At 36.1% G+C, this 14,499-nt stretch carries 13 protein-coding genes; 3 read left to right on the forward strand and 10 right to left on the reverse strand.

Annotation, left to right across the window (positions count from 1 at the left end):
* From JDW14_05875 to JDW14_05905, 7 genes are all read right to left on the reverse strand, one after another.
* Positions 1-897, reverse strand: coding sequence for a YitT family protein (locus JDW14_05875; GenBank protein QQD64865.1), 897 nt, complete (start codon positions 895-897; stop codon positions 1-3).
* Positions 898-998: 101 nt separating this feature from the next.
* Positions 999-2,150: an oxygen-independent coproporphyrinogen III oxidase gene (locus tag JDW14_05880; GenBank protein ID QQD64866.1), complete on the reverse strand. Its 1,152-nt coding sequence runs from the start codon at positions 2,148-2,150 to the stop codon at positions 999-1,001.
* Positions 2,137-3,099, reverse strand: coding sequence for a riboflavin biosynthesis protein RibF (ribF, locus tag JDW14_05885; protein ID QQD64867.1), 963 nt, complete (start codon positions 3,097-3,099; stop codon positions 2,137-2,139). The genes JDW14_05880 and ribF overlap by 14 nt, the downstream gene beginning before the upstream one ends.
* A 19-nt stretch (positions 3,100-3,118) precedes the next feature.
* On the reverse strand, positions 3,119-4,042 hold the full coding sequence (gene truB / locus JDW14_05890; GenBank protein ID QQD64868.1) for a tRNA pseudouridine(55) synthase TruB: 924 nt from the start codon (positions 4,040-4,042) through the stop codon (positions 3,119-3,121).
* 290 nt (positions 4,043-4,332) lie between these two features.
* The gene (gene parC, locus JDW14_05895; GenBank protein QQD64869.1) at positions 4,333-6,810 is read right to left on the reverse strand and encodes a DNA topoisomerase IV subunit A; all 2,478 of its coding nucleotides are present in this window, start codon (positions 6,808-6,810) and stop codon (positions 4,333-4,335) included.
* 81 nt (positions 6,811-6,891) lie between these two features.
* Entirely contained in the window at positions 6,892-8,937 is a 2,046-nt protein-coding gene (parE, locus tag JDW14_05900) for a DNA topoisomerase IV subunit B (GenBank protein QQD64870.1), read from the reverse strand.
* 97 nt (positions 8,938-9,034) lie between these two features.
* Positions 9,035-9,364 (reverse strand): antibiotic biosynthesis monooxygenase, encoded by a 330-nt coding sequence (locus tag JDW14_05905; GenBank protein ID QQD64871.1) that lies wholly within the window; start codon positions 9,362-9,364, stop codon positions 9,035-9,037.
* A gap of 145 nt (positions 9,365-9,509) precedes the next feature.
* Here JDW14_05905 and plsY point away from each other — a divergent pair, with 145 nt between their 5' ends.
* Positions 9,510-10,112 (forward strand): glycerol-3-phosphate 1-O-acyltransferase PlsY, encoded by a 603-nt coding sequence (gene plsY / locus JDW14_05910; protein ID QQD64872.1) that lies wholly within the window; start codon positions 9,510-9,512, stop codon positions 10,110-10,112.
* A 111-nt stretch (positions 10,113-10,223) separates the two neighbouring features.
* The gene (locus JDW14_05915) at positions 10,224-10,691 is read left to right on the forward strand and encodes a DNA starvation/stationary phase protection protein (GenBank protein ID QQD64873.1); all 468 of its coding nucleotides are present in this window, start codon (positions 10,224-10,226) and stop codon (positions 10,689-10,691) included.
* Between the two features lie 121 nt (positions 10,692-10,812).
* Here JDW14_05915 and rpmG read toward each other — a convergent pair whose 3' ends face one another.
* Positions 10,813-10,965, reverse strand: coding sequence for a 50S ribosomal protein L33 (gene rpmG, locus JDW14_05920; protein ID QQD64874.1), 153 nt, complete (start codon positions 10,963-10,965; stop codon positions 10,813-10,815).
* Positions 10,966-11,220: 255 nt separating this feature from the next.
* Here rpmG and JDW14_05925 point away from each other — a divergent pair, with 255 nt between their 5' ends.
* On the forward strand, positions 11,221-11,997 hold the full coding sequence (locus tag JDW14_05925; protein QQD64875.1) for a DUF92 domain-containing protein: 777 nt from the start codon (positions 11,221-11,223) through the stop codon (positions 11,995-11,997).
* Positions 11,998-12,109: 112 nt separating this feature from the next.
* Here the strand turns inward: JDW14_05925 and JDW14_05930 are convergent, their stop codons facing one another.
* Complete coding sequence (locus JDW14_05930; protein QQD66513.1) at positions 12,110-12,829, reverse strand: ABC transporter ATP-binding protein; 720 nt, start codon at positions 12,827-12,829, stop codon at positions 12,110-12,112.
* A gap of 1 nt (position 12,830) precedes the next feature.
* Positions 12,831-14,381 (reverse strand): ABC transporter permease subunit, encoded by a 1,551-nt coding sequence (locus JDW14_05935; GenBank protein ID QQD64876.1) that lies wholly within the window; start codon positions 14,379-14,381, stop codon positions 12,831-12,833.
* Positions 14,382-14,499 lie beyond the last annotated feature (118 nt).

Consider the following 14,499-nt stretch of genomic DNA (forward strand, 5'->3'; position numbering starts at 1 on the left):
TCAAGGTTCACTAATACTCGTAGTAGTCAATGCTGGATTTTCAGCTTCAGTATCAATGAAGTAAGTAAATCCTTCACCTGTCACTTGATGAATATCCGCTACTGTCACGAATGCTTTAGGGTCAATTTCATGGATAACCTTCTGCAATGTCAATAATTGACGTTGATTAATCACAATATAAATAATGTGTTTTTCATGTTTCGTATAAAAACCATATCCATTCATAATCGTAACACCACGATCTAATGTCTTCGTCAAGCGTGTCGCAATTTCTTCGTGCTTATTGGAAATAATCGTCACTGCTTTTCTAGGATTAAACCCTTCAAGAATAAAGGAAAGTGTCTGACTAGCCACTAATAGCGTTCCAATCGTTAAAACACCTTTTTCTAAACCAATAACAAAAGTCAATGGAATCAAAATTAAAATATCTAAAATTAAGAAAGCTCGTGATACGCTAATGCCTAAATATTTATTCATAATTAAGGCAATAATATCCGTTCCAGCTGTCGTTCCATTTCCTAAAATAACAATACCGATACCCAACCCAATTAAAAATCCTGCTACCAATGGAGCAACAAGCGTATTTTCTGGCACAAACGTGCCAATATTGACGTATTGTAAAAACAATGACATCGCCACAATTGATAATAAAGTATAAATAATCGTGCGTTTCTCAAGATACGTCCAGCCAATAATTAATAAAATAACATTGGCAACGAAACTCACAATCGCATTATTCCAACCAAAAACGTAAAGGCAGAAGAGTGAGAACCCTGTTATGCCCCCCTCACCTAAATGATTTGGAATAACCACAGCATTAATGGCAATCGCAAAAATCAAATTACCTAATAAAACTAGTAAAATCGAAAAAATAATATCACGTAATTTTTTATTCATTTATACGCCTCCTTTTATTTACTTGAACGTTCTCGCTCACACTATAGGCATTCTGGTAATTTCTCTAGTAATTCATTACAAAGCACCCAATGTCACTTATGTCATCCCATTGTAATTGTTCCTAATAAATCACGAAATACGGTGTCTGCTAAAAATAGTCCTCGTGTTGTTAATCGAACATTGTCATTCTCGCAAATTAACAAACCAGCTGCCGCTTGTTCAGCAAAAAATGCACCAAACAATTGATTAGCATCTTTCTTGAATCGTTGTTCAAAATCAGATAGATAGAATCCTTTTGTCGTTCGCAATGCTAAAAACAAATATTCTTCCATTTGGTCTTCAAGTGATAGGCTCGTTTCATTGACAAGTGGTTTTTGATTCGCCTCAGTCGCTCGCAAATAATGATGAACTGGGCCACTATTATAATAGCGAACTCCGTCAACAAAACCATGTGCCCCAGCACCAAAACCATAATACGGTACATATTGCCAATACTTGAGATTATGACGAGACTCAAAACCAGGACGAGCAAAATTGCTGACTTCATATTGTTCAATCCCTGCTTCATGCAAACGGCGAATCGCTAACTCAAACATATCAGCGTCCACATCTTCTGACGGTAATGGTAATTTACCTTGCCGCTGCAATTGTTGAAATAATGTTTGATTTTCAATAATAAGCGAATAAAGCGAATAATGTGGCAAATCTAAGGACAGTGCCTTTGTCAAACTTTCATCAAAATCTTCCATAGTTTGCTCCGGTAAACGAAAAATCAAATCAATACTCAAATTAGTAATGCCAGCTTCACGCAACCATTCAATACATTGATAAATATGCTTTTCACGATGATTGCGTCCAATTTTACGCAATAGACGGTCATTGAACGATTGAACCCCCATACTCACTCGGTTCACACCAAATTGGGCTAGCAATTGACACTTTTCAAACGTTAACTCACCTGGATTGATTTCAAACGTATATTCTGTCTGCTCATCATACGGTAAATAACGTTGAATACTCGTCAATAACTGCGTCAATTCTTCTATATTCAAGCAACTCGGTGTCCCACCACCGACATAAATCGTATCAAATCGTTCTTGACGTCCGTTTAAGTACAGCGAAAACTCTTGCTCCAACCCTGTTAAATAACGTCCTACCGGTTGTCCGTCATAAAAATATTTATTGAATGCACAATAATGACAAATTTTCTTGCAAAAGGGAATATGAATATAGGCAGCCTTAACGCTCTCCATTTTGTTCACCTTTTCGTTCAAAAAATTGCTTTGTATGCACTAAATCAGAATCCAATTGTGCAATCAAACCGTCAATGCCAGAAAACTTCATTTCATTACGAATGTACGATAACCATTGTACACTAACATTTTTCCCATAAATATCTTGATTAAAATCTAAAATATAGACTTCACACGTTTTTTTACGATTCGCTTCAAAGGTAATATTATAACCAATCGATGCCATGCCATGATACCACTGTCCGTCAACGAATAGTTTAACAACATACACCCCAACACTTGGGAGCACTTCCTGTGGATTGATTTGAACATTGGCAGTCGGATAACCGATTGTGCGACCACGCTTATCGCCATGGACGACAACACCTGATGTCTGATACGCATATCCCAGTTCAATATTTGCTTGTTCAATTTGATTGGATTCAATCAACTCTTTAATATTACTTGAGCCGACTTTTTGCTCATCAACTGTCAGTTCTGGCACTTCAATTACATCAAAACGATTTTGAGCATGTGCCGGCAAAGTTGCCATATTGGCAATCTCTTTTTTTCCATAAGTGTAATCAAATCCTGCCACAACTGCTACAGCATTCAATCCTACAATATACTGGTCAACAAATTCTTGTGGCGATTGCGTACCGAATGACAAGGTATAATCTACCAAATATAAATAATCAATCGCTAAATCTTCAAGCAATTCAATTTTACGGTCAATTAGCGTTAAATATTGTACTTCTTCTGGCTTTAAGTTTTGATACACAATTTTAGGGTGCTGATTAAAGGTCATCACTGCCAGTGGCACATTGCGTTTTTCAGCTTCTTCTTTTGCTCGTAAAATAACAGCTTGATGCCCACGATGAACACCGTCAAAAAAGCCGAGTGCTAATACGATTTCACGATTTGGAATTTGATTTTTATTATATGGGTGCTGTAATCGAATAATTTCCACTACATAATCCCTACTTTCTTTATTCATTTTCAGATAAGACAAACATTCGTAATGGTTTAATTAAACCGTCCTTACTTGGATGTGGTTGATAGATAGCCTTCGCAATCCCCTTATAAAATAAACCAACAGGTTCTTCTATCGTAGTACCAAAAAAGTCAGCTGCTACAACACTACCATTTTTAATGATGTCAAATTGTTCAGATGTCAACTCAATTTTTGGAAAGGCGGATAAGGCTTGTTCAATCGAATAAATATGTTGATGAATCGTTTGATTTTCCACTGCTAATTCAACTTCACTCAGTGTGATAGCCATGTTACCGTCAAAGCCCCCAGTAGCATTACGAGTTAACTGCGACATATGGCTAGCATATCCTAATGCAGCACCTAAATCAACTGCTAAAGTACGCACATAAGTGCCTTTACCACACACAACACGAAATTGCCATGATTGAAGTTTAGTTTCAGCATTATATTGCGGCTCATTAATTCGTTCAAAAGAATGAATCATTGCTTGTCGCACAGGGCGTTCAACCGTTTCACCACGACGTGCGTATTCGTATAGTTTTCTGCCATTGACTTTTACAGCCGAATAATAAGGGGGGATTTGCTTAATTTCACCGATAAACTGTTGCATTGTTTCATCGATGAATTTTGTACCCAAAGGTGACAATACTGGTGTAGACTGAATTACTGCTCCACTACTATCTTCTGTTTCGGTCGCAAAGCCCAATGTTATTTCACCGACATATGCCTTTTGTCCGTCCATTAATAATTCAACTAATTTCGTTGCTTCACCTAGGCAAATTAATAACACACCTTCAACATCGGGGTCTAATGTGCCAGTATGCCCAATTTTTTTCATTTTTAATATTTTACGAAGACGAAACACGACATCATGACTCGTCATTCCCTTTTCTTTCCAAATCGGCAATAAACCACGCATATTATTCCCCTACCTTTTCATAGCATAGTCTGATAAATACTTCTGTAGATTCACAACAAACTATCTACACTCAAAAATCTTTTACAAATCCATATTATAACAAAAAATAACATAACTAACTAGCATTTTATCATGGTGTAAGTGAGGACGCTCTGCCTCGAACCACTGTAGTAGAGGTCGTAGAAGTGCATAAGTACTTCAAGAACTATTCGAAATAAACGTCAAGGCAACCCAAGTCAACACAAAAAGTAGCCAGTCACACCCAATGATATAACTGACTACTTTTATACTTATTCTTCGTCTAACATTTTCAAACGTGCTGGATACAGACTAATCACTTGTCCTAGCAGTTCTGCATCATGCAATAATGACCCATTAGATAAACGGTCACTGATTGGCGTATCAAATGCTTTTACCTCGAGTGTTTTGCCAGTATCCCCTAAAACTACAATCGGAATATTACCTTTAGTTAAGGCAATGACTTGGATAAAACGATGTGGATTCGCTTTTAATTCTTTCAGTAATAAATGTCCACGACTGCTACGATTTGATACTTTCGCAACGACTTCTACATCAAAACGTTTTAAATGTGCTCTTTGCGTCAAAGCTAATAATTGTGGACGCTCAATCGCTGTATCAATCAGCAAGGACGCCACTACTTTATCGTCATCTTTTAATTTAATCGCTACAACACCTTGTGCTTTCATACCACTAACTGGTACTCCACTTAAATCATAACGAACACCATAACTACGTTCAGTAATCACAATCACTTCATAAGTCACATCTGGTTTTGCCTTAGCAACTGTAATGACAGCATCTTGGTCATCTTTCAATTTCATCGCAGTTGCCGTTTTCGTTTTATAACTACGATACGTTGTAAATTGATCTAATGTTGTCTGTTTAATCATACCTTTACGTGTCGTCATTACTAAAGTAGGATTATCGTCACCTGATAAGGTAGATGCGTCCATAACGGACTTAAAGGCTGCAATTAATTGCTCGCCGTCTTCTAAGCGATAATTAGTGGATAGGTGCATTCCCATATCTTTCCAACGAATATCCGGTAATTCATGCACTGGTAAATGAATGTAATTCCCCTTATTCGTCACTAATACAATCGCATCATGCGTACTCATCTCTTGAACAAAGATTGGATAATCCAATTCACGACTACCTAAATCTTGTGCGTCTGATGCTGTAAAGGAACGAACACTCGTCCGCTTGATGTAACCCTCTTTCGTCACCGAAACATACACTTGTTCATCTGGAATTAAAATACTTGTTTCCACCGTAATCTCTTCCACTTCAGCTTGAACACGTGTGCGACGTGGTGTCTGATAACGTTTCTTAATATCTTTTAACTCATTTGCTAATACTTTTTTCAATGTTTCTTCATTGTTCAAAATATTTTGATACATTAAAATACGTTCATTCAACTCAAGTTTTTCATTTTGCAAGGCTTCAATATCTGTATTCGTTAAGCGATACAATTGCAAGTTCACAATCGACTCTGACTGCTCCGGTGAAAATTCAAATTCACGCTCCAAATTACGTTTGGCATCAGCTTTATTTTCACTAGCACGAATCAGTGCAATTACTTCATCTAAAATCGAAACAACACGAATCAAACCGTCCACAATATGCAGACGTTTCTTATCGGCTGCTAACATATGCTCTGTACGCTTCGTTAATACTTCTTTTTGATGAGCTAAGTATGCTTCAAGCATTTGCATTAAGCCAACAACCATTGGACGACGTTCATGAATCGCCACCATATTAAAATGATAGTTCACTTGTAAATCAGTATTCTTTAATAAATACTGTAAAATACCCTCAGCATTGACTTCACGTTTTAGTTCGATGACGACACGCACACCATTTCGGTCACTCTCATCACGAACATCAGCAATCCCCTCAATTTTACGTTGAATACGAATATCGTCCAAACGCTGAATTAACTTCGCTTTATTGACTTCGTAAGGCAATTCATGGATAACTATTTGTTGCTTGTTCCCTTTCAATTGCTCAATTTCGGTTACTGAACGCACAATAATTTTACCTTGCCCTGTTTCATAGGCTTTACGAATTTGGTCAGCACCTTGAATAATCGCACCAGTTGGAAAATCAGGTGCCTGAACAAATTGTAAAATATCCGATAATTGATAGCGTTTATGACTTAGCATATACACTAAAGCATCGATGACTTCTGCTAAATTATGCGGTGGAATTTCCGTTGCATATCCAGCCGAAATCCCTGTCGCCCCATTGACCAACAAATTTGGAATTCGTGCCGGTAACACTGTCGGTTCTTCCAATGTATCATCGAAGTTTAATAAATAATCAACCGTCTGATGTTGAATATCACGTAATAATTCATCAGCAATCGGCGATAAACGTGCCTCAGTATAACGCATCGCTGCTGCTGGGTCTCCGTCCATACTTCCGTTATTACCATGCATATCAATTAATGTTTCACGTAATTTCCAATCCTGGCTCATCCGTACCATTGCTTCATAAACCGATGAATCACCATGTGGGTGATAATTACCGATAACATTCCCTACCGTTTTCGCTGACTTACGATAAGGATTGGCAGCCGTATTACGATCCATATACATCGCATACAAAATACGGCGTTGCACCGGTTTTAATCCGTCACGAATATCTGGCAAGGCACGGTCTTGAATAATATACTTGGAGTAACGTCCGAAACGGTCTCCAATGACGTTGGCAAAATTAAGTTCTTGAATATTTTCTTGAACCATGTTACTCTCCTTACTTCATTTCTTTTATCAAGACAGATATTAGCGTCAATATTATATACCATATTCGCTACTTATCGACCCTTAAAATAATTCCATTTGCTCCATTGTATCTTCTTCGTTTACTTGAATTTGCTGAGAAACGATTTTTTCATGTTCTTCATTTGCTGAACCATGATGTTCATTCAATAAGGTATCTTCCGTTTCCAGTGTAAATTGAACATTCTTTTCAATCCATTTTCGTCGTGGCTCAACTTTATTTCCCATTAAAGTCGTTACACGACGCTCTACTTGTGCAGCATCATCAATCGTCACACGAATCAATATTCGTGTTTCTGGATTCATCGTTGTTTCCCATAATTGATCAGCGTTCATCTCACCTAAACCTTTATAACGTTGCAACATATAGCCTTTTCCGACTTTTTTAATCGCTGCATCAAGTTCTTCATCAGTCCATGCATATTCAATCACTTGCTTTTTACCCGAACCACGAGACACTTTAAACAATGGTGGCATTGCTAAGTAGACTTTCCCTGCCTCTAATAAAGGTTTCATATAACGATAGAAAAAGGTTAATAATAATACTTGAATATGTGCTCCGTCAGTATCGGCATCAGTCATGATAATAACTTTATCGTAATTGACTGACTCAATATCAAAATCAGCCCCAACACCAGCACCAATCGTATAAATCATCGTATTGATTTCTTCATTCTTCATAATATCTTGCATTGACGCTTTTTCGGTGTTGATAACTTTACCACGCAATGGCAAAATCGCTTGGTATTGACGGTCACGACCTAATTTTGCTGAACCACCGGCAGAGTCACCCTCCACTAAGTATAGTTCATTTTTGCTAGCGTCTTTGGATTGTGCTTTGGTTAATTTACCAGAAATCAGCTTTTCTTGCGCTGATTTTTTTGAACCACTTCTAGCAGCATCACGAGCTTTACGAGCTAATTCACGTGTTTCTCTGGCACGAATTGCCTTACGCAAAATCATTTGACTGAAATTCCCATTTTCATTTAAAAAGGACGCTAAACGTTCAACCACTAAATTCTCGACTAGGGCACGTGCTTTAGGAGTTCCTAATTTTTCTTTCGTTTGCCCCTCAAATTGTAAATACTGCTCTGGGATACGCAATGAAATAACGGCTGTTAAACCCTCACGAACATCGCTACCCTCCAAGTTTTTGTCTTTTTCTTTGATAAGGCCAACACGTCGTCCATATTCATTGAACGCTTTTGTAATACCAGTTTTCATTCCCACTTCATGCGTTCCACCTGACGCTGTTCGCACATTGTTTGCGAATGATAAAATCGTTTCAGAATAGCCGTCATTGTATTGCATCGCAAAATCAATTTCAAACTCTTCACTAGTAGCTGAAAAACTAAACGTATCGCCTAGTAAATCTTTTTCTTCATTTAAGTATTGAATGAAATCTTCTAACCCACGTTCATAATGAAAGACTTCATGATAGTCTTGTCGCTTATCTGTAATTTCAATCGTCAATCCTTTTAATAAAAAGGCAGACTCTCGTAAACGGTCAGCAATCACTTCGGAATTAATTTGTGCATTACCAAAAATAGTTTTATCCGGCATAAAATGCACTGTCGTACCATGACCTGTTTTTGTGGCTGCTTTACTTTTCTTCAATTTGGTAACAGGCTTACCACCGTCTTCAAAACGCATATCATAGTGGCTACCCTCACGTTCAACGTCAACTGTCAACCAACTCGATAAGGCATTTACCACGCTAGCACCAACCCCATGTAAACCACCCGATGATTTATAACCACCTTGACCGAATTTACCACCAGCATGTAAAACTGTAAAAATAACTTGAATTGTCGGTACTCCGGTCGCATGTTGCCCAACGGGCATTCCACGACCATTATCTTGAACACGCACACTGCCGTCTGTTTCAATCGTTACTGAAATATAATCTGCAAAACCTGATAAAGCCTCATCAACGGAATTGTCGACAATTTCATAAATTAAATGATGTAACCCACGTTGGTCGGTCGAACCGATATACATACCAGGACGCTTGCGAACTGCATCGAGGCCCTCCAAAATTTGAATGGCATCATCATTATATTGAATGGGTGTCGTCTGCTTTTTTGACATTAATTCACCTCTTTTATTTACTCTAACTGTTATATCATATCAAAAAAAGATTGATAGTTTCAAATAGTATTTCAGATAAAACAAGTCACTTTTACCTTTATTCTCTAATAAATTGACGGTCAGCATAGTCAGTTTGATTATCTCGGACAAAACGCTCTACGACCATTTTCACATCATACTTATCACGCAAGTTGATAATTTGTTGCATCGTCTCTGATTGATGATGTATATCTAATGCCTGCTGATTTTCCCATGCGTCCACTAAAAGAATTGTTTCAGGATTTTCAATAGATGAAAAATATTGATAACCTAAATTTCCTGATTTACTACGAATCGTATCAACAATGCCTGATTCAAGCATTTCTTGAGCAAATTGTCTTGCTGAACCATTTTGTCCAGTGTAATAAATATTGATATAGATTGCCATATAAATCCTCCATTCATCCTATTGTGTATCTATTGCCTAAGCTTAATGGTAGTTTTCATGAATGTCAACCATTTCACAAAAGTTCTACCGTTTTACGATAATTCATGATACACTGTTACCAAACTCATATACTTTGGAGGTTATTATGCATTATCTTTATCTTATATTCGCTTATTTAATTGGTTCTATTCCAACAGGAGTTTGGTATTCACGTTATAAACACAGAGTTGATGTTCGTGAATTAGGTAGTGGCAATAGCGGAGCAACGAATGTTGGCCGTAATTTTGGTATCAAAGCTGCTGTTTTTGTAACATTGATCGATATTTTTAAAGGAACATTAGTTGTCCTATTAGCAAAACATTTCTTCCCAAATGAACCGTACATTATTATGGGGTCTGCCATTGCAGCCGTTTTGGGTCATGCCTATCCACTCTATGCTAATTTTAAAGGAGGAAAAGTCGTAGCAACATCATTCGGCGTTACTGCTGGCTTTAGTTTGCCAATTGCCTTTTTTGGTGCTCTGTTTTTATTTTTACTTATTTATCTAACAAGCACTATCAGCCTATCCGCTATGGTCAGTTTTACAGCCACAGCACTCTATATTTATTTCACTCAAGCAAGTATTTATGGTTACGGCTTCTTACTCATCGCATTATTTCTAATGTACCGTCATCGTGCTAATATTCAGCGTTTGATGCAGGGAAATGAGAGCCACATTGGATTTGGGTTACGCAGTTCGAAAAAGTAATAAAGAAATCACATCCTTTTAACCACATCCATAAAAGTTATATAAGTTGAATGCTTTATAAATATATGTTATTCTTTATTTGTAACAATTATAAATAAAGGATGTGTTTAGATGAAATTTACTCAAACAAAAGTCGCACTCAATCAATTGGTAGCTGATTTAAGTCAAGCTTCGACTGCTATCCACCAAATTCATTGGTATTTAAGAGGTGCTAATTTCATAACTTGGCATGAACGTATGGACGACTACCGTAATCAAATTGAATCTCAATTAGATGAAGTAGCAGAACGACTGATTATTATTGATGGGACTCCATTTTCTACACTAGAAGAATTTGTTAAAGAAACTAAAATACAAAGTATTGAAGGACACTACAAACGTAACTTATCTGACCATTTAACACGTTTAATTGAAATATTTAGAACATTGATTGAAGACTATCACCATGTAATAGACGTTGCTGGTGATGAATCAGATAATGTCAGCGAAGACATGGCAATTGGGTTCAAAGGAGAACTAGAAAAATTGGTATGGATGTTGCAAGCTGAATTAGGCAATGCTCCTGAAATTGACGCATAATTAATTATATCAAAGCACGAATTGGATTTCCCCTATTCGTGTTTTTTCATGCAAAAAAGCACCCTTGTGCACTAATGCACCCGGATGCCTACTCATTTCATTACGCCATTATCGCACTATATTATTTTTTCACTTCACGGTGTAAAGTAGTTTTGCGATCTCTTGGACAATATTTTTTAACTTCTAAACGGTCTGGGTTATTACGTTTATTTTTTGCTGTTAAATAATTACGTTCTCCACATTCAGTACATTCTAAGTTAATGTTAACGCGCATCTTATTCCCTCCAAACTGTTCAAATTTTTCGTTTTCACGAAGAATACTATGATAGTATAACATTGTCCCATGCTAAACTCAAGCATTTTTGCAAAATAATGTTTCACAAAATAGGTACAAAATTTACAATAACTTATCATCGGCGTTGACATCAACAAGCACTTATTACTTATTAGCCAACTTTATCTTCTGACTAATCACATATTTTTGTGATATAATCCAACTAACATACTATTTCAATGAAAGGATAATTCAATGATTTACGGCATAACATTCATCGGTGCAGTCAGTGCTTACCTAACTAAACGGCTCACCTTTTCTGCTAGCATTATCGCAATGATGATTGGCAGTAGCTTTTATTATTTTGGTGATGCATTTAGTTGGTTAACACTGCTATTATTATTTATCAGCTCCAGTGCAATTCAATGGCTTAAAGAACAGCACCCTAATATACAACACTCATTATCAAAACGTGACCAACGAAAAGTTATACAAGTATTAGCAAATGCATTACCAGGTGTGATGTTCTTAATTATTGGAACTGCATTGAATACACCAACAGGATACTTTGCAGCGATTGCCACTATCGCAGCTGCAACAGCGGACACATGGGCTTCTGAGATTGGCGTTCTAAGTCGCTCTAAACCCATTCACTTGCTCACCTTTCGACCAATTAAAAACGGTGAATCAGGTAGTGTTAGTCTATTAGGTACATTAGCAAGTTTAGCAGGCAGCACCTTTATCATTATGACAAATCTCCTAACCCATGCTTTATGGAATACAACTCGCTTGCCATATTATTCACTCAAACTTGTTATGCTATTAATTATCAGTGGATTCGCTGGTTCTATTATCGACAGTCTTTTCGGTTATACAATACAAGTAAAATATCAATTGCCTCATTCCAATAACATTAGCGAAACGTATCAACAAGGCAGTATCAAAATACAAGGTTGGGCTTTTATCGATAATAGTATGGTAAATTTCATGTCTACATTAATTGCAGGCACAATAGTTTGGATGTTTTATTAAAAATAGGGCTGAGCAAAAAGTCAGATATTTAAACAAATTGAAAAAATGCTGATAACTCAGTATTTTTTATTAAATTTGCTAAAATTTATAGATTTTCTGCACAGCCCTTTTATCATCTTGTCATATCAATTAAACGTTTTACGAAACTATTGCTTGGTTGATGCCACACTTCTTCAGTCGTTCCAAATTGTTGCACCATTCCATTATCCATTACTAAAATATGGCTACCTAATTTAAATGCTTCTTGAATATCATGAGTAATAAAAATAATTGTACAATTTGTCTGTTCATGAATCGCTTTTAAATCTGTTTGCAATTGATAACGTGTAATCGAATCAACAGCTCCAAATGGTTCATCCATTAACAAAATCAAGGGCTTATTGGCATAGGCTCGTGCTATTCCAACTCGTTGTTGCTGACCTCCGGATAACTCATTTGGGTATTTTTCTTTTGTATTTAAAGGTAACCCAACAAGTTTCAACATATTATCAACAATCTCATCAATTTCTTTCTCATTCCTTTTTTCAAGTCGTGGTACATACCCGATATTTTCAGCCACAGTCAGATGAGGAAATAAACCATTTCCTTGAATCGCATATCCTATCTTTCTCCTTAAAGCAATTATATCTTCCTCTACAATATTATGGCCTGAAATCCATATTTCACCCTCGTCAGGTTTTATCAACCCATTTATCATTTTTAACAAGGTTGTTTTCCCAGAACCAGAAGTTCCCACAATGCAAACAAAATCACCCTCATGAATACTCAAATTAAAATCACGAACCACCCAATTATCATTGTAAGTTTTACCAATATTTTTATATTCGATTATTTTATCCATGTTGTCCCTCCAATAGCCCTTTTTCTTGTAAAAATTGCTTGGCTACATCCTTAGGATTTTCTTTTCCAATTTCAACTCGATAATTCAATTCGGCCATTGTTTTTTCATCCAGTATGCCATTAAGTTTATCAAATTCTTTGTCAAGTTCGGGATGCTTATTCAATATTGATTCACTAACTACCATTCCTGCTAAATACTTTGGATAAAAGTTTAAATCATCTTCAAGTACGACAATTCTTGAATCCGATAATTGTCCATCCGTTGTAAACACCGTCATCGCATCAATCTTTTTATCAAATAATGCCTGATATTTTAATCCATTATCCATGTCGACAGCCTTTTTAAAATGATAATTATAAGCTCCAGTCAAAGCTTTGTATCCATCTTCTCGTTCAAAAAAGTCATACTCTGCGCCAAAGATAAACTGATCGGAATATTTTGCTAAATCAGAAAAAGTCTTGATATGATATTGCATTGCTAAATCAGCACGAATCCCAATACTATAAGTATTATTAAAGCCAAACATACCTTTCCACAATAAATGATAATCATGTTGATACGCTTGATTCAATTGTTCAAAACGCTCTTTAGTGTATGGTTCTTCCTTTTTCAAAATAACTTGCCACGCAGTACCAGTATATTCCGGATACATATCAAATTCACCTTTTAATAATGCTGGATGAATATTTGAAGTTCCGCCACCTACTCCATGTGTAATATTCACTTTTAAGTTTGTATCATTTTCAATCAATTCAGCTACTAATTCAGCTAAGACATATCCTTCCGAAGTAGGCTTAGACGCTAATTCTACTGTTTCAATTTTTCTATTTGAGTACAAAAATACCGAGGATACAATGACAAGTATTGCCATACTGAATATTAGCAATGAATTTCTATAACTGACTTTCTTTAGCTTATGACTTGATACTAATTTACCTATATAGCTCAACAATCCATCAACAACTAATGCTAACAAAGCAATTAGAATACTTCCATTCAAAATAAGAAGTTCATTATTAGTCGTAATACCACGATAAATAGCTACTCCTAGCCCTCCAGCACCTACAAATGAAGCAATACCTGCTAAAGCAATTGTCATTGTCACCATGTTCATAATAGAAGAAAAAATTATAGGAAAGGCTAAAGGAAGTTTAATTTTATACAAAATTTGATATTCTTTACTCCCCATTGCTCTACTCGCTTCGATTATATTAGCATCAATCGTTGTTATTCCAATATAAGTACTTCGCACGATGGGCAATAACGCATAAATCGTTAAAGCGATGATAGCAGTTGTATTACCAATTCCTGTCCATGAAATTAAAAAACCTAACAATGCAATTGACGGAATAGTATAGACGATATTAACTATAGCAATAAAGTATCCAGCAAGTTTTGGTTTTTGCGAAATCCAAATACCAATACCTAGTCCAATGACGATTGCTATCATCACAGCTGTAAAGGTAATAATAATATGTTCCTTGAGTAAATTTAAATAAAACGATGAGTTGGTTATAAATTCATCTATAATATTGCTTATCATAAACATCCTCCAAATTGAATAATATTTTTATCAACTTAATAAAACATTGTGTATTCCAGTAGCAACATATATTTTCACAATTATCACTATATATTTACACGAAATAATATTATTATCA

The organism is Aerococcaceae bacterium zg-252, from assembly GCA_016237705.1.
Classification (GTDB): Bacteria; Bacillota; Bacilli; order Lactobacillales; family Aerococcaceae; genus Globicatella; species Globicatella yangjingiae.